Here is a 15137-nt window from a genome sequence, read left to right as displayed (position 1 = left end):
GTCGGCCGGTGCCTCTGCCAGCCGGCCCTGCGCGCGGCGGCCGCGTGGGGCCGACCTGCGCCGTCCTGCAGGCGCTGCCGCGCAGTGGCCGGGGTGCTCACTTGCTGCGCCTGACCATGGCCAGGATGGTCTCGAGCAGTTCGTCCCGTGCATCCTCCACGCCGATGTCTCCGGCCACGGCCGCGTCCGACAATGCGTCGGCCGCGCCGAGCATCGCCCACAGGCTCGCCGTTGCAATGCCCTTCGGCCCGGCGAAAGGCGCAAGGATGTCCCGGCACTTCTCGATGAAGACCTGTTGGTACTGCTTCTTCAAGGCGGCCAGCTGCGGGGATCCGTTCAGTGCGGCAAGGACGCCGGGAATCTCCCGACCTTGTGTCAGCACGCAATCGACGTAGCCCGATGCGATGACGCGTGCCTTGTCCTTCAAGGTCTGCCTGCTGGCCGCGATGGCGCCGTCGATGATCGCGGTCTGGCGCGCATCGAAATCCTGGTAGAGCGCGGCCAGCAGCCCATTGCGCGTGCCGAAATGGTCATAGACCACCGGCTTGGTGACGCCGGCTTCCTCGGCAAGCCGCCCGAGCGTCAACACGTCCGTGCCCCCGTCGCCGACCAGTTTCCAGGCGACATCCAGAAGCTGACGCGTTCGTTCTTCCCGTGGCAGGCGCGAGCGTGGCGTCCTGCCGGCCGAAGGGATCGTCATGGTTCGCTTCTCTCTGGATCAAGGCCGTGAGGCGAAGATTCTGCGCCCGATCGCATGTGCGGCATCGAGATGGGAGGCCGGGAATCCGGCGTCCGAGGCGAGCAACAGCTCGGATGTCGCGACATGCGCGCCGCAATAGTCGAATATCCCATGGTCCATCTGCGTTTTCATGGCTTCACGGTAGCCATGCCGGGTCATGGTCTGCTGATCGGCCCCGCCGATGGCGATGAGATGCACCTGGAGGCGCTGCAGTTTCTTCACCAGCTTGCCGTCCGCTTCTTCGGCATAGGCCCAGCCGTTGCTGAACACCCGGTCGATCCATCCCTTCAACAACCCGGGGAACGACCACCAGTAGACCGGATACACCAGCACCAGCGCGTCGGCCCGGTCGATCCGGGCATGCTCGGCGGCGACATCCGGCGGCGGCCCGGCCTGCCTGCGGAACAGCGCCATGTCGGCCTGGCCGAATCTCGGATCGAAGCCCTCGGCCGCGAGGTCGGCGATCTCGAAGGAATGCCGGGGACTGGATGCGGCAATTCCCTGTGCCACCTGGGCGGAAACGGCATGGGTAAGCGATCCCCGGTCGGGATGGGCGAGGACGATGAGTGCATGCATGGTCGATGGTCTCCGGTGCAGAATGATTACTTACCAATAGTAACCTACTGTTGGTAGGTTTCATCGCCACGGAAGAGACTCCTCACCTGGACAGGGCCGACAAGGTGTCGATCATCCGGGGGAACGGCGACTGGAAACGCAGCCGGGTTCGCTTCCGGCCTGCGGCCCCGCACGCTTCGGAACGGGGATGCAGCAAGGGCGTGACCTCGTCGGCCACGCCCTTGCCCTCTCCGCTTGCCGGCCGCCTACTTCTTCGCCGGTGCGTTCTTCACGTAGGTATCGAACCAGCCCAGCATCTCGTAGACCAGCTGCTGGTTGGACTCCAGCGCGGTGTACCAGTGCGGCTCGTTGGGCAGCATCACCAGGCGGGTGGTGCCGCCGTTGCCGCGGATGGCCTGGAACAGCTTGCGCGACTGGATGGGCTCGGTGCCGGGGTTGGCATCGTCCTCGCCGTGGACCAGCAGCAGCGGCCGCTTGATCCGGTCGGCGTAGAAGAACGGCGAGGCCTTGATGTAGACGTCCTGCGCCTGCCACACCGAGCGGCGTTCGTTCTGGAAGCCGAACGGGGTCAGCGTCTTGTTGTACGAGCCGCTGGTGGCCACGCCGGCACGGAACAGGTCGGTGTGGGCGATCAGGTTGGCGGTCATCAGCGCGCCGTGGCTGTGGCCGGTGACGCCGATGCGGTCGCGGTCCACCACGCCCAGTTCCACCGCCTTGTCCACCGCCGCCTTGGCATCGGCCTCGAGCTGCTCGAGATAGGTGTCGTAGGCGGTCTTGGGATCGCCGACGATCGGGAAGCTGGCGTTGTCGATGATGGCGTAGCCGGCCAGCAGCATCAGCCGGTACGGCGCCAGCCGGGTGAAGGTCTGCTGCGAGCCGGAGACCTGCCCGGCCTGCGCGCTGCTGGCGAAGTCGGCCGGATACGCGTACAGGATCGCCGGCAGGCGCGTGCCTTCCCTGTAGCCCGGCGGGGTGTACAGGGTGAACGACAGGTCCACGCCGTCTGCGCGCTTGTAGGTCACCAGGCGCTTCTTGATCTGCCGCACTTCGGGGGTCGGGTCGGCCAGACGGGTGAGCTGGCTGGTGCTGGAGGCGTACTGCGCCTCGCCCTGGGCCGCGGCGTCGTCGCGCGCGCCGAGCGTGCGCACGAAGGCGTTGGGCGGGTCGATCACCGACTGGTGCCAGGTCAGGAACCTGCCGGGCTGTGCGGTGAAGCCGAGGAACTGCTCGTAGGCGTCGGCACTGCTGCGGAACAGGCGCTCGCTCCTGAGCGTAGCCAGGTCCAGGCGATCGAGGAACGGGCGGTCGCCCTGCGTCGATGCGCCCTGCCCGCGCAGGAACACGGCATCGCCGTCCTGGCGCACGACGTAGGCGCCGTTGGGCAGGCGGCGGTAGACGAAGCGGCCCGGGTCGCCGTACAGCTCGTCGCTGGACAGGTCCCACAGCACCCTGGCCGGCTGCCTGGGGTCGTCGATGTCGACGATGCTGGTGTGGCGCCAGTGGCGGTTCTCGTCGTCCTCGTTGAGGAAGGCCACGCCCGGCTGCTCCGTCCAGTCGAAGCCGTCGAAGCGCTGCGTGGTGCGGGCGATCTCGACCGGCTTGCCGGTGAACGGCGCCGACAGCATCAGCACGCGGTCGCGCGCGGGAACGGTGACGTTCCAGTCGCCCTTGTCCAGCGCCTCGGCCCACACCAGCGTGGCTGGCGCGGTGGCGCGCCAGTCGAAGGCGCGCGGACCTTCCGGCACGCCGTGCACCGGCACGTGGTCGGCCAGCGGCAGCGAGGCGATCGGCGTGGAGGTGTTCTTCGATACGTCCAGCACCGCCACGTCGTTGGCGAAGCGCTGATAGGTCACCGTGTGCGAGAACGGCGGCTTGATCGCCTCGGTCAGCACATGCACGCCGTCGGGGGCGGCGTTGACGCCGTTGTAGATCGCGGGCCGGCCGACGTCGCGCACGCTGCCGGAGGCGGCATCGACCACCGCCAGCTGCGAGGTGCCGTAGTAGGCGAACAGCGCTTCGTCGTGATCGCTGGCCAGCAGGTCGCGCGCCTCGTAGGTGCTGCTCTCGCCCTGCCCGCCCAGCGCCTGCTGGATGTCGGGGCTGGACGGCACGCTGTTGTCCGCCGGGGCCGGGCCCTGGTTGGCCGGCACGCGCTTGACCAGCAGGGTCCTGCTGCCGTCCAGCCACTGCACGGTGCTGTCGAAGATCGGGTTCAAGCGCACGTCCGGCACCTTGCGGATCCGGCCGCTGGCGGCATCGCCGATCCACAGTTCCACCGATTCGGCCGCGGCGTTCTGGAAGGCGAAGCGCTGGCCGTCGGGCGACCACTGCGCCGGGCCGGCACAGGCACCGGCCGGCAGCGGCACCCTGGTTTCCCTGCCGCTGGCGATGTCCACCAGGGTGAAATCGGCCACGCAGGCGGGAATGCCGTAGCCGGCGCGGGTGTCGTGGCGGCTGCGGTTGTGCGGCTCCAGGCGCACGCCGGCCAGCTTGAGGTACGGCCGCGCCACGCGCTCGATGGACGGATAGGTCTGGCTGGTGGTCAGCAGAATGCGCTGGCCGCTGGGATCCACGCTGGGCAGCGGCGGCGGCGGCGCCTTGAGCACCTTGAGCAGGTGTTCCGGCGGCGTGTCGTAGCCGGCGTGGGCCGGCGAGCTTGCCAGCAGCGTGGCGGCGGTCACGGCAAGCGCCGCTGACCAGAGGTTGCGGTGGAGATGCATCGTGCGTTTCCCTTGGGAGAAGACGTAAGCCTGCGCGGCCGCGGCCGCGGCAGGCACCGGCGGAACTCTAGCACCGCTGGACGTGCCCTTCTCCCGCTTGCGGGGGAAGGTGGCGCGCAGCGCCGGATGGGGGAAGCTTTTGCTGTGACTTCCCCATGCTCCAGGCGTCCCCCATCCGCCCTTCGGGCACCTTCCCCCGCACGCGGGAGAAGGAAAAACCTTGCGGCTACGTTTCCTGCTCGCGCTTTTTCTCGACCCGGTGCATGACCAGGCCGGCGATGATCACGCCGATGGCGACCACGCTGATGATCAGCGTCGCCAGCGCGTTGATCTCCGGCGTGATGCCGAGCTTGACCTTGGAATAGATCAGCATCGGCAGGGTGGTCGATCCGGGGCCGGAGGTGAAGCTGGCGATCACCAGGTCGTCCAGCGACAGCGTGAACGCGAGCAGCCAGCCGGCCAGCAGCGCCGGCGCGATCAGCGGCAGCGTGATCAGGAAGAACACCCGCCACGGCCGCGCGCCCAGGTCCATCGCCGCCTCCTCCAGGCTGCGGTCGAGCAGGGTCAGGCGCGAACGCACCACCACGGTGACGTAGCAGGTGGTCAGGGTGATGTGCGCCAGGGTGATCGTGCCCATGCCGCGCTGCGGCCAGCCGAACATCTGCTGCAGGGCCACGAACAGCAGCAGCGAGGACAGGCCGAGGATGACGTCGGGCATCACCATCGGCGCGGAGTTCATCAGGCTCAGCAGCCCGCGCCCGGGGAAGCGGCCGAAGCGCGACAGCGCCATGCCGCTCGCGGTGCCGATGAACACCGACGCGGTGGCCGCGGTGGCCGAGATCAGCAGGCTGCGCCCGAGCGCATCGAGGATCTGCTGGTTGCCGAACAGCTCGCCGTACCAGCGCAGCGAGAAGCCGCCCCAGACCGTGGCCAGGCGCGAGGCGCTGAACGAGTAGACGATCACCGACACGATCGGCACGTACAGGAACGCATAGCCGCCGGCGATCACCGCCCACAGCCACCATGCGCGCCGGTTCATGCCTCGGCCTCGCGCTGCTCGCGCCGGTTCTCGATGTACTCGAACACCAGCGTCGGGATCACGATCAGCAGCAGCATGGCGATCGCCACCGCCGAGGCCAGCGGCCAGTCGCGGTTGGTGAAGAACTCGGTCCACAGCACCCGGCCGATGGTCAGCGCGCCCGGCCCGCCGAGCAGGTCCGGGATCACGAACTCGCCCACCGCGGGGATGAACACCAGCAGGCAGCCGGCGACGATGCCCGGCATCGACAGCGGCACGGTGATGCGCAGGAACGACTGCATGGGCCTGGCGCCGAGGTCGGCGGCCGCTTCGAGCAGGGTGAAGTCCAGCCGCATCAGCGTGGCCGCCAGCGGCAGCACCATGAACGGCAGGTAGTTGTAGACGATGCCGATGTACACGGCCAGGTCGGTGTTGAGCACCGCCTCGCCCGGCTCCAGCACGCCGATCGCGGCCAGCGCCGTGGACAGCCAGCCGTTGGCCTTGAAGATGCCGATCATCGCGTAGGTGCGCAGCAGCGAGCTGGTCCAGAACGGCAGGATCACCAGCATCATCAGCACCACCCGCAGGCCCGGGCGGGCGCGGGCGATGCCGTAGGCCATCGGGTAGCCGAGCAGCAGGCAGAACAGCGTGGACACGCCGGCGAACAGCAGCGAGCGCAGGTAGGCGTCCACGTACAGCGGATCCTGCAGCAGCAACAGGTAGCTGGAGATGTGCAGGCGCAGCGAGGCCGAGCCGTCGGCGGCGCTCTCGATCAGCGAGGTGTACGGGGGTACCTGGCCGAACACCGCCTCGGCCAGGCTGATCTTGGCCACGATCAGGAACGGCACCGCGAAGAACAGTCCCAGCCACAGCATCGGCACCAGCTTGACCAGCAGCCGGCCGCGGCGGGTGCGGAATTCGTCGCGCACCACCCGGAACCAGCCGAACAGGTTGCCGACCACGCCGGCCCACAGGCTCCACCAGGCCTCGCCGCCGCGCGCCTGGCTCATGCCGTCAGCACCACCGCGCTGGACGCCGGCCAGCTCAGCCACAGCGTGCCGTCCCAGTCGTAGTGCGGCTCGGAGCTGCGCTCGACGTGGGTCTCCTGCACCCGGATCACCGCCCCGGCCTCGGTCTGCACGTGGTAGATCGACACGTCGCCCAGATAGGCGATGTCGCGCACCTTGCCGACGGCGACGTTGTCGGCCTGCGGCCGCTGCTCGTGCACGTCGATCTTCTCCGGGCGCACGGCGACGCTGACCGCGGTGCCCTCGGGCACGAAGTCGGTGTGCCGCGCCAGCAGCGGCGCCTCCAGCTGGTCGCACTGCACCCGTACCAGGCCGGCATCGAGGTCCTGCGACAGCACCCTGCCCTCGAACAGGTTGATGCCGCCGATGAACTCGGCCACGAAGCGCGTGGCCGGGAACTCGTACAGCGCCGCCGGCGTGGACACCTGGACGATGCGGCCGGCATCCATCACCGCGATGCGCGAGGACATGGTCATCGCCTCCTCCTGGTCGTGGGTGACCATGATGAAGGTGGTACCGACCTTCTCCTGGATGTTGACCAGCTCGAACTGGGTGTGCTCGCGCAGGCGCTTGTCGAGCGCGCCGAGCGGCTCGTCGAGCAGCAGCAGCTTGGGCTGCTTGGCCAGTGCCCGTGCCAGCGCGGCACGCTGGCGCTGGCCGCCGGAGAGCTGGTCGGGCTTGCGGTTGCCCAGCTGCGGCATCTGCACCAGTTCCAGCATGTGCTGCACGCGGTCGCGGATCTCGCCGGCCGGCAGCCGGTCCTGCTTCAGGCCGAAGGCGATGTTCTGCGCCACGGTCATGTGCGGGAACAGCGCGTAGCTCTGGAACATCATGTTGACCGGACGCTGGTACGGCGGCAGCGCGGTGACGTCGACGCCGTCGATCAGGATGCGACCCTTGTCCGGCGCCTCGAACCCGGCCAGCAGCCGCAGCAGCGTGCTCTTGCCCGAGCCGGAACCGCCGAGGATGGCGAAGAACTCGCCGCGGTAGACGTCCAGCGAGATGTCGTCGCAGGCGTAGAACTTGCCGAAGGTCTTGGTCACGCCCTCGATGCGCACGAACGGCTGCGCACCCGGGTCGCGCCAGGGCTCGACCGGCGGCGCCGGCCTGGCGGGCGCGGCCATCTCAGCGCTCTCCTGCCGCGGTCGCGGCCGCACGTTCGTTCATCGCCATCGTTCTCCTGTTGCTGCGTGCCGGCCGGATGCGGCAGCCGCCTTCGCCGTCCAGTGTGAGGCCCCGCGGAGGGATCCGCATCCGCCATCCCCGCAGGCGCGGACGGCGATGATCCCCTGCCGGGCCCGGTTCGTTACGGCAGCTCCGTCAACGCCCGCTCTTGATCGTGGTCCAGGCACGCACGCGCTGGCGCTGCACGGCCTCGGGCAACGAAGTCGGATCGACCAGCTTGGCGCGCACCTGCTCGGGTGGATAGACGCCCGGGTCGGCGGCGATCGCCGGGTCGACCAGCGCGGTGGCGTCCTTGTTGGCGTTGGCGTAGGCCACGTGGTCGGTGACCTGGGCGATCACCTGCGGCTGCAGCAGGTAGTCGATGAAGGCCAGCGCGTTGTCGGCGTGCGGGGCGTCCTTGGGGATCGCCATCACGTCGACCCAGCGGATCGCGCCCTCCTTCGGGATCACGTAGCGGATGTCCGGCGCCGCCTTGCCGGTCGATTCGGCCGCCTCGGCGGCGACGTCGCGGGCCTGGCCGATGTCGCCGGAATAGCCCATCACCAGGCAGGCGTCGCCATTGGCCAGCGCATCCTTGTACTGGGCGTTGTTGAAGGTGCGGATGTAAGGGCGCACCGCCGCGTAGGTCTGCTTGACCAGCTCGATCTCGTCGGCGCTGCCGGCGTTGGGATCGCGTCCCTTGTAGATCAGCGCCGCGCCGAAAGCCTCCTGGTCGTCGTCGAGCACGCTGATGCCGCAGCTGGCGAGCTTGGCGGCGTTGGCCGGGTCGAACAGCAGCGCCCATGAGTCGAGCGGCGCGGCCTCGCCGAGCGCGGCCTTGACCTTGTCGACGTTGATGCCCAGGCCGGTGGTGCCCCACATGTACGGCACCACGTGGGCATTGCCCGGATCGATGTCGGCCAGGCCCTTGAGCACGTCCGGGTCCAGGTGCCGCCAGTTCGGCAGCTTGTCCTTGTCCAGCTCGGCGTACAGGCCGGCGCGGATCTGCCGCTGCGCGAACGGGCGCGCCGAGGGGAACACCACGTCGTAGCCGGAACTGCCGGTGGTCAGCTTGGTCTCCAGCGTCTCGTTCTCGGAATAGACGTCGTAGTTGACCTTGATGCCGGTGGCCTGCTCGAAATCGCGGATGGTGTCGTCGGCGACGTAGTCGGACCAGTTGTAGACGTTGAGCACCTTCTCCGCGCTCTTGCCGCCGCCGGTTTTTTCCTGCGACTCATTGCCGCAGGCGGCTAGCAGCAGGACGCAGGCGATCGGGGCAATACGGAGCAGGAGTGGACGACGCATCGCGGGATTTCCTGTGGCAGCGTGGAGGAGCGGTCGGCCGCGGGGCCGCCGGAGCCGCGCATGGTACCGCCTGGACATGGCGCTGTGTATCGCGCCGGCCCGCGCCGCGGCGCCCGCGCACGTGTATCGTTTGCGCCCCTTCCAGGCTCCCGGTCCACCTCATGCGTCCTCGCCACCTGTTGCTCGTCCTCGCCTGCAGTCCCGCCCTCGCCCACGCCCAGGATGCGGACCGCGCATGGTCCTTCGAGGGCAACGTCACCGCGGCCAGCGACTTCGTCTGGCGCGGCATCTCGCAGACCGACGGCGATGCCGCGCTGCAGGCCGAGGCGGGCGTGGCGCATGCCAGCGGCGTGTACGCCGGCATCTGGGCATCGCGGGTCAAGTTCACCAGTCCCGGCGACGAGGACGACGGCATCGACCACGAGGTCGACTACACCCTGGGCTGGGCGCGCGAACTGGCCGACGGCATCGAACTGGACCTGTCGGCAACCCGTGCCAGGTATCCGGGCGCCCTGCCCGGCTACGACGTCTCCTACACCGAGTACGTCGCCAGCCTGTCCTTCGCCGGGTACTACACCGCGGCCGTGGCCTATTCGCCCGACATCTTCCGCCTCGGCGGCAAGGGCATCTACTACAGCGCCGCGGCCGAGTACCCGCTGGGCGACAGCGGCTTCGGCCTGAAGCTGCAGACCGGCTGGTACGACCTCGACGATGCCGCCGGCGACAGCTACGGCGACTACATGGTCGGCGTGACCCGCGCGTTCGGCCCGATCGACGCGGAACTGCAGTACACCGATACCTTCAGCTACGGCCAAGCGCTGTCGGACAATCTCGACGACGCCTCCAAGGCCGACGGCCGCATCTCGCTGCTGCTGGGCTGGAGCTTCTGAAACACCCTGTCTGCCGCCCCGTAGGAGCCACTCTGCGTGGCTCGCGACCAGGCCCCCAACTTCCCAGCAGTCGCACCCGACAAGGGCAGCGACAGCCCGCTCCAGGGATGGGCACTCCGTTTGCCGTGCTGTTGCGCCAACTGTGAGTGACGAGGACCTGTCCAGACCCGGAGGGCGCCGCCCATGGATGTGCGGCGTTTTCCGACCGAGCCAGGATGGCGAGTCGGAAAATCCCGATAACCCCGCAGACGAAGGCTTTTGACCTTGCAGGGAAAGCGTTTTTCTTTGGTTCCGTTTCTTTTGGCGCTTTCCAAAAGAAATGAACCCGGCCGCGTCAGCGGACGGAAGCCTTTGCTCACGTGAAAAGAGCCAGGAAGCTTCGGCGAATCAGAACCGGTCAAGCCTCATCGCGACTGAAGTCGCTCCTACAAAAAGGCATAAAAAGGGCATCGGATGGCGGCCAGCACCCTGAAACGGCTCATCCCCACGCCCGCCACACCAGCTCCGCGCCCAGCAGCACCAGGCACAGCAGGAAGCCGCGCTTGAACGCCACCGCGCTGATCCGCTCGCGGATGCGGTTGCCCACGTACATGCCGGCCATCGCCGGCAGCACCAGCAGCGCCGAGGCCGCGGCGGTGCCGGTGCCCATCGCGCCGTGGCCGGCCAGCACCGTGCCCATGGCGACGGCGGATACGGTGAAGGACAACGCCAGTGCCTGCACCAGCGCATCGCGTTCCAGCCCCAGCGCCTGCAGGTACGGCACCGAAGGCACGATGAACACTCCGGTGGCGCCGCCGGCCACGCCGGTGAGCACGCCCACCAGCGGCGACAGCCAGCGCTCGGCTGCCGCCGGCACCTGCCAGGGGTGCCGGCGCAGGCCCTGCAGCGCATAGACCAGCAGTACCAGGCCCAGCCAGCCGCTGCTGATGCCCTGGCCGCTGCCGGCCAGCAGCGGCGCGGTGAGCAGCGTGCCGCAGGCGGTCAGCAGCAGCATCGGCCACAGCCGCCGCAGCAGCGGCATCACCCCCGCCCCGGTGGCCTGGCGCAGGTTGGTGACCAGCGTCGGCACCACCAGCAGCGCGGCGGCCAGCGGCGTCGGCAGCAGGCCGGCCATCAGCGCGATCGCCACCGTCGGCAGGCCCATGCCGGTGACGCCCTTGACCACGCCGGCGACCACGAAGATCGCCGCGCAGGCCGCCCATATCCCATATCCGCTCGTTTGCATCGGTGGATTCAACCCTGTCGCCGCGGCGGGCACAATGCGGCATTGTCCCCGCAGCCTTCGGCATTGCCGAAACCTCATGCACTTCGACCTGACCGACCTGCGCCTGTTCGTGCACGTGATCGAGGCCGGCAGCATCACCGCCGGCGCCACCCGCTCCCACCTCTCGCTGGCGGCCGCCAGCGAGCGCCTGCGCCGCATGGAGGACGCGGCCGGGCTGCCGCTGCTGCAGCGGCACGCGCGCGGCGTGTTCGCCACCGCGGCCGGCGAGTCGCTGGGCCACCACGCCCGGCTGATGCTGCGCCAGGACGAGCTGCTGCGCGGCGAACTGGACGACTTCGCCCGCGGCGCGCGGGGCCGCGTGCGGCTGCTGGCCAACACCGTGACCATCGCCGAACACCTGCCGGCGCCGCTGGCGGCATGGCTGGCCACGCACCCGGACGTGGAGGTGGAACTGAAGGAGCGCACCTCCAGCGTCACCCTGAAGATGCTGGCCGCCGGGCTGGCCGACCTGGGCATCGTCACCGATGCGCTGGATGCCGGCGGACTGCAGCTGCGGCCATTCGCGCTGGACCGGCTGCTGCTGGCAGTGCCGGCCGGCCACGCGCTGGCGGCGCGCCGGCGCCTGGCCTTCGCCGAGCTGGCGCACCAGGGCTTCGTCGGCCTGGGCGACGGCAGCGCCCTGCAGGACCACATCGACGAACACGCCGCGCAGGCCGGTTTCCGCCTGGACACGCGCATCCGCCTGCGCACCTTCGACGGCATGCTGCGGATGGTGGCCGCCGGCGTGGGCGTAGCCATCGTGCCGGCCGCCGCGACTCGCCGCATACGCATCGCCGGCGTGCGCTGCCTGCGGCTGGACGATGCCTGGACCGTGCGCCGGCTGTCGCTGTGCTTCCGCGACGAGGCCACGCTGCCGCCGCCGGCGCGCGACCTGCTGGCGCATCTGCAAGCCAAGGACACGACGACGTAGATCCCGCGCGGGCACGGTGACGACGCTCACCGCGCCATATCTGCGGAGGCGCGCTGCCATCACAGAGAACGCCGGACCGGGCGACTGCCGGCTGGAATCGCGCGGGCCGTGCCTGGGGAATCGAATCCGTCGTCCCCGCGCAGGCGCACCACTGTCCGGGGAAGTCTTACTGTCGGGTCGGCGAACGCTTGAGGCAGAAGCCTTGCGAGCTTGCTGGCACCGGCGGGACTTGGACCGTGGGCCGCCATCCATCTGCCCGTCGTCCCCGCGCAGGCAGGCACCCAGTGCCTGTGCCTTGAAAAGCGGAATCAACGGAGATTGCGTAGCTGATTGATTTCATCGCGCAGGTCACCGGGTCTCCACCTGCGCGGGGACGACGCGTTCACTCTTCCGAACGTGAGCCACGCCACTTCGGCCGACGACTGTCCGATCCTGAGTTTTCTTCGCACAGCAGTGCGCGCAGGCGGGACCCGGCGACTTCCACGGTGACCAATCGACTGCGGAATTGAACGGTCGGTCCGTCCTTGAAGGCACGGGCACTGGGTGCCCGCCTGCGCGGGGACGACGTGCCGACTCTTGCCCATGCCGAGGTCCCGGCCCCACCGATGCCCGCTCGCAAAATGCTCTAGGCTTGGCGCCTGCTCCCGCCGCTTCGCCGCCTGCCGACACCTCGCCTTGCGCACCGTCCACGCCACCCGCTACGTCTCCCCGCTGCGCGAAGGCGGCTCGCTGCCCGCCGTGGTCGAGGCCGACGACGACGGCATGTACGTGCTCAAGTTTCGCGGCGCCGGCCAGGGGCCGAAGGCGCTGGTGGCCGAACTGGTGGCCGGGGAACTGGCGCGCACGCTGGGCCTGCCGGTGCCGGAGATCGTCGAGGTGGGACTGGATGCGGAGTTCGCCCGCACCGAGCCGGACCCGGAGATCCAGGACCTGATCCGCGCCAGCGAAGGCCTGAACCTGGGGCTGGACTACCTGCCCGGGGCCTTCAACTACGATCCGGCGGCGATGGCGGTCGACGCCGACCTGGCCTCGCGCATCGTCTGGTTCGACGCCTGCGTCAGCAACGTCGACCGCACCGCGCGCAATCCCAACCTGATGGTCTGGCACCACGCGCTGTGGCTTATAGACCATGGTGCGGCGCTGTACTTCCACCACGACTGGGAGCATGCGCAGGAAGCCTGCCTGCGCCCGTTCGTGCAGATCCGCGACCACGTGCTGCTGCCCTTCGCCAGCCGCATCGCCGAGGTGGACGCCGCGCTGGCTGCGCGCATGGACGATGCCGCCATCGAGCGCATCGCCGCGCTGCTTCCGGACGACTGGCTGTCCGGCGAGCCGGTCTTCGCCGATGCCGCCGCGCACCGGCAGGCCTACGTCGACTACCTCGAGCGCCGCCGCGACCACCGCAAGGCATTCGTGCAGGAGGCCATCCGTGCCCACGCTGCACAGCTATGACTACGCCGTCATCCGCGTGGTGCCGCGGGTGGAACGCGAGGAGTTCATCAACGTCGGGGTGATCGTCTCCTGCCCCGGCGCGCGCCACCTGGCCGCGGCGATCGAGCTGGACGAGGCGCGGCTGCGCGCCTTCGCGCCGACACTGGAGATCGACACGCTGCGGCCATGGCTGGACGCCATCGTCGCCATCTGCGACGGCGATCCCGCCGGCGGCCCCATTGCCGCGCTGCCGCCGCGCGCCCGTTTCCACTTCCTCACCGCCCGGCGCAGTGCGGTGGTGCAGGTCTCGCCGACCCACGTCGGCCGCACCGCCCATCCCGAGCGCATCGTCGAGCACCTGCTCGACCGCATGGTGCGCGTGCCGCGCTGAGGCCCCCACCCACGCAAAGCCCGTCCACGATCTTCCGTAGGAGCGACTTCAGTCGCGATGAGGCTTTCCCGGGAAGGCCCCATCGCGACTGAAGTCGCTCCTACGGGTGGTTTGGCTGCATGTCGTCGCCGTGCCGCGGCAGGGCATACGCTGCGCCCATCCCCGGATCGCGGACGGATCCTCAGGGTGCCGCGAGCGGAAAATCCAGGCCGGGCGCCGGATCGGCGACGTCCTCGCGCAGCGGCTCCAGGGCCGCGTCGGCCTCGCCAGGCAGCCTTCCTTCGCGCAGGGCCCGGCCGAACACGCGCAGGGTCTCGGTCGCGGCCTGGTCCGCCGCCTCCACCACGCCGCCGAACTGCAGGAACCCATGCACCAGCGAGGAACGGTTGCGATAGCGCACCGGCACGCCGCATTCCTGCAGGCGGCGGGCGAACCCCGCGCCGACATCGCGCAGCACGTCGAAACCGGCCGTGTCCACGATCGTCGGCGGCAGGCCGGCCAGCGAGGGCGCCGAACGCGGGTCCACCAGCGCATCGAGCTTGTCCTTGCCCGGCACCAGCGTCGGCCATACCCGCGGGAACAGGTAGTTGATGAAGGCCGCATCCAGGCCGAACCCGCTGGCGAACAGTTGGAACGAGGGATCCTGCAGCGGCAGGCCGGCGGCCGGGTAGAACAGCAGCAGCATGGCCGGCGACGGCCGCTGCTCGAACACCTGGCGCTGGGCGACATTGATCGCGGCATGGCCGCCGGCGCTGTCGCCGCCGACCGCGATCCGCTCCGGATCGGCGCCCAGCGCGGCGGCATGCGCCCGCGCCCACAGGAACACGTCCTCGACGTCGTCGGCCGCGGCCGGGAACGGGTACTCGGGCGCCAGGCGGTAGTCCACCGACACCACGATCGCCTGCGCCTCGTTGGCCATCAGCCGCGCCACGCGGTCCATGGCGGCGACGCTGCCGGCGATGAAGCCGCCGCCATGGGCATACACCAACAGCGGCAGCGGCCCCTGGCCCTCGCTCTGCGGCCAGTAGATGCGCACGGAGACCCCGCCGCCGCGCCCCTGCACCACCAGGTCCAGGGTCCTGCGCATCGGTGCGCTCTGCTTGGAGAACACCAGCCAGCGCCGGTCGCCCAGAACCCGCAGGTAGCGGCGTCCGGCCGAGGTGGCGAACATCAGCCGGAACATGCGCCGGGCCGCGTCGCGCTCGGACCCAAGCTTCAGCAGGTGCTGGAACTTGGCATCCAGCATCTGCCCGTCGATGACCACCCGCCGGCGGTGCAGGTGGTACGCGAAGCGGGCCGCGGGCTGGCTGTAGAACCGCCGCAACCTGCGCTCGCGCTCGGTCTCCAGGAACGGCTCCAGCCGCGGCAGGCGGGGCAGACGCGGCACGCGCGGTCGCGCCGCCACGACCAGGCCGGTCACCACGACGCCGGCGACCGCCGTCCAGATCAGGGTGTTTCGCTTCATTGCTGCTTCCTTCCGCCGCCCAGCGGTCGCGTCATCGACCGTGCGGCACATGCGACGGCCGAAGGCTATCGACTTTTTCGCGACGAGCAAGTGACGGCGTCATGGGTCGGGTACGGGGCATTGCGCCCCGGGCGATCCTGGCCGCGCGAGCACACGTGCCGTCAAGCGCCTGCCGACCGCATGACGCGAGTGCCGCGCCGGGCGACCCGTTGGCA

At 69.6% G+C, this 15137-nt stretch carries 13 protein-coding genes; 4 read left to right on the top strand and 9 right to left on the bottom strand.

The features are described from left to right. Positions 1-97 precede the first annotated feature (97 nt). From LRX76_RS00275 to LRX76_RS00245, 7 genes are all read right to left on the bottom strand, one after another. On the bottom strand, positions 98-700 hold the full coding sequence (locus tag LRX76_RS00275) for a TetR/AcrR family transcriptional regulator (RefSeq protein WP_231800485.1): 603 nt from the start codon (positions 698-700) through the stop codon (positions 98-100). 18 nt (positions 701-718) lie between these two features. Continuing rightward, positions 719-1315, bottom strand: coding sequence for an NAD(P)H-dependent oxidoreductase (locus LRX76_RS00270; RefSeq protein ID WP_231800484.1), 597 nt, complete (start codon positions 1313-1315; stop codon positions 719-721). A 245-nt stretch (positions 1316-1560) separates the two neighbouring features. After that, positions 1561-4035, bottom strand: coding sequence for a prolyl oligopeptidase family serine peptidase (locus LRX76_RS00265; RefSeq protein ID WP_231800483.1), 2475 nt, complete (start codon positions 4033-4035; stop codon positions 1561-1563). A gap of 226 nt (positions 4036-4261) precedes the next feature. After that, positions 4262-5074, bottom strand: a complete 813-nt coding sequence (locus LRX76_RS00260; protein WP_231800482.1) for an ABC transporter permease subunit — start codon at positions 5072-5074, stop codon at positions 4262-4264. Further along, entirely contained in the window at positions 5071-5928 is an 858-nt protein-coding gene (locus LRX76_RS00255; protein WP_231801726.1) for an ABC transporter permease subunit, read from the bottom strand. The genes LRX76_RS00260 and LRX76_RS00255 overlap by 4 nt, the downstream gene beginning before the upstream one ends. A gap of 131 nt (positions 5929-6059) precedes the next feature. Next, entirely contained in the window at positions 6060-7205 is a 1146-nt protein-coding gene (gene potA / locus LRX76_RS00250; RefSeq protein WP_231800481.1) for a polyamine ABC transporter ATP-binding protein, read from the bottom strand. 196 nt (positions 7206-7401) lie between these two features. Beyond that, positions 7402-8550 (bottom strand): polyamine ABC transporter substrate-binding protein, encoded by a 1149-nt coding sequence (locus LRX76_RS00245; RefSeq protein WP_231800480.1) that lies wholly within the window; start codon positions 8548-8550, stop codon positions 7402-7404. Between the two features lie 161 nt (positions 8551-8711). On the opposite strand from LRX76_RS00245, the gene LRX76_RS00240 reads away from it, so the two are divergent. Then, entirely contained in the window at positions 8712-9440 is a 729-nt protein-coding gene (locus LRX76_RS00240; RefSeq protein ID WP_231800479.1) for a TorF family putative porin, read from the top strand. A 478-nt stretch (positions 9441-9918) separates the two neighbouring features. Here LRX76_RS00240 and LRX76_RS00235 read toward each other — a convergent pair whose 3' ends face one another. Further along, positions 9919-10665 carry a sulfite exporter TauE/SafE family protein gene (locus LRX76_RS00235; RefSeq protein WP_231800472.1) on the bottom strand — a complete coding sequence of 249 codons (747 nt, stop codon included), beginning with the start codon at positions 10663-10665 and terminating at the stop codon, positions 9919-9921. Positions 10666-10741: 76 nt separating this feature from the next. On the opposite strand from LRX76_RS00235, the gene LRX76_RS00230 reads away from it, so the two are divergent. The 3 genes from LRX76_RS00230 to LRX76_RS00220 all read left to right on the top strand — a co-directional run bounded on the left by LRX76_RS00230 (position 10742) and on the right by LRX76_RS00220 (position 13457). Continuing rightward, positions 10742-11635 carry a LysR family transcriptional regulator gene (locus LRX76_RS00230; RefSeq protein ID WP_231800471.1) on the top strand — a complete coding sequence of 298 codons (894 nt, stop codon included), beginning with the start codon at positions 10742-10744 and terminating at the stop codon, positions 11633-11635. Between the two features lie 675 nt (positions 11636-12310). After that, the gene (locus LRX76_RS00225; protein ID WP_231800470.1) at positions 12311-13087 is read left to right on the top strand and encodes a HipA family kinase; all 777 of its coding nucleotides are present in this window, start codon (positions 12311-12313) and stop codon (positions 13085-13087) included. Further along, on the top strand, positions 13065-13457 hold the full coding sequence (locus LRX76_RS00220) for a DUF3037 domain-containing protein (protein WP_231800469.1): 393 nt from the start codon (positions 13065-13067) through the stop codon (positions 13455-13457). The genes LRX76_RS00225 and LRX76_RS00220 overlap by 23 nt, the downstream gene beginning before the upstream one ends. 181 nt (positions 13458-13638) lie before the next feature. Here LRX76_RS00220 and LRX76_RS00215 read toward each other — a convergent pair whose 3' ends face one another. Further along, positions 13639-14922, bottom strand: a complete 1284-nt coding sequence (locus LRX76_RS00215) for an alpha/beta hydrolase (RefSeq protein WP_231800468.1) — start codon at positions 14920-14922, stop codon at positions 13639-13641. Positions 14923-15137 lie beyond the last annotated feature (215 nt).

Origin of the sequence: Stenotrophomonas sp. MMGLT7, assembly GCF_021168555.1 — a bacterium.
Taxonomy (GTDB): domain Bacteria; phylum Pseudomonadota; class Gammaproteobacteria; order Xanthomonadales; family Xanthomonadaceae; genus MMGLT7.
Note: the sequence above shows the minus strand (reverse complement) of the source record. Positions and strands in the feature narration are given on the sequence as shown.

Bases quoted from the DNA above. Each gene is read 5' to 3' on its own strand.
- LRX76_RS00275 (WP_231800485.1), bottom strand. From the start codon at position 700: ATGACGATCCCTTCGGCCGGCAGGACGCCACGCTCGCGCCTGCCACGG.
- LRX76_RS00270 (WP_231800484.1), bottom strand. From the start codon at position 1,315: ATGCATGCACTCATCGTCCTCGCCCATCCCGACCGGGGATCGCTTACC.
- LRX76_RS00265 (WP_231800483.1), bottom strand. From the start codon at position 4,035: ATGCATCTCCACCGCAACCTCTGGTCAGCGGCGCTTGCCGTGACCGCC.
- LRX76_RS00260 (WP_231800482.1), bottom strand. From the start codon at position 5,074: ATGAACCGGCGCGCATGGTGGCTGTGGGCGGTGATCGCCGGCGGCTAT.
- LRX76_RS00255 (WP_231801726.1), bottom strand. From the start codon at position 5,928: ATGCTGTGGCTGGGACTGTTCTTCGCGGTGCCGTTCCTGATCGTGGCC.
- potA (WP_231800481.1), bottom strand. From the start codon at position 7,205: ATGGCCGCGCCCGCCAGGCCGGCGCCGCCGGTCGAGCCCTGGCGCGAC.
- LRX76_RS00245 (WP_231800480.1), bottom strand. From the start codon at position 8,550: ATGCGTCGTCCACTCCTGCTCCGTATTGCCCCGATCGCCTGCGTCCTG.
- LRX76_RS00240 (WP_231800479.1), top strand. From the start codon at position 8,712: ATGCGTCCTCGCCACCTGTTGCTCGTCCTCGCCTGCAGTCCCGCCCTC.
- LRX76_RS00235 (WP_231800472.1), bottom strand. From the start codon at position 10,665: ATGCAAACGAGCGGATATGGGATATGGGCGGCCTGCGCGGCGATCTTC.
- LRX76_RS00230 (WP_231800471.1), top strand. From the start codon at position 10,742: ATGCACTTCGACCTGACCGACCTGCGCCTGTTCGTGCACGTGATCGAG.
- LRX76_RS00215 (WP_231800468.1), bottom strand. From the start codon at position 14,922: ATGAAGCGAAACACCCTGATCTGGACGGCGGTCGCCGGCGTCGTGGTG.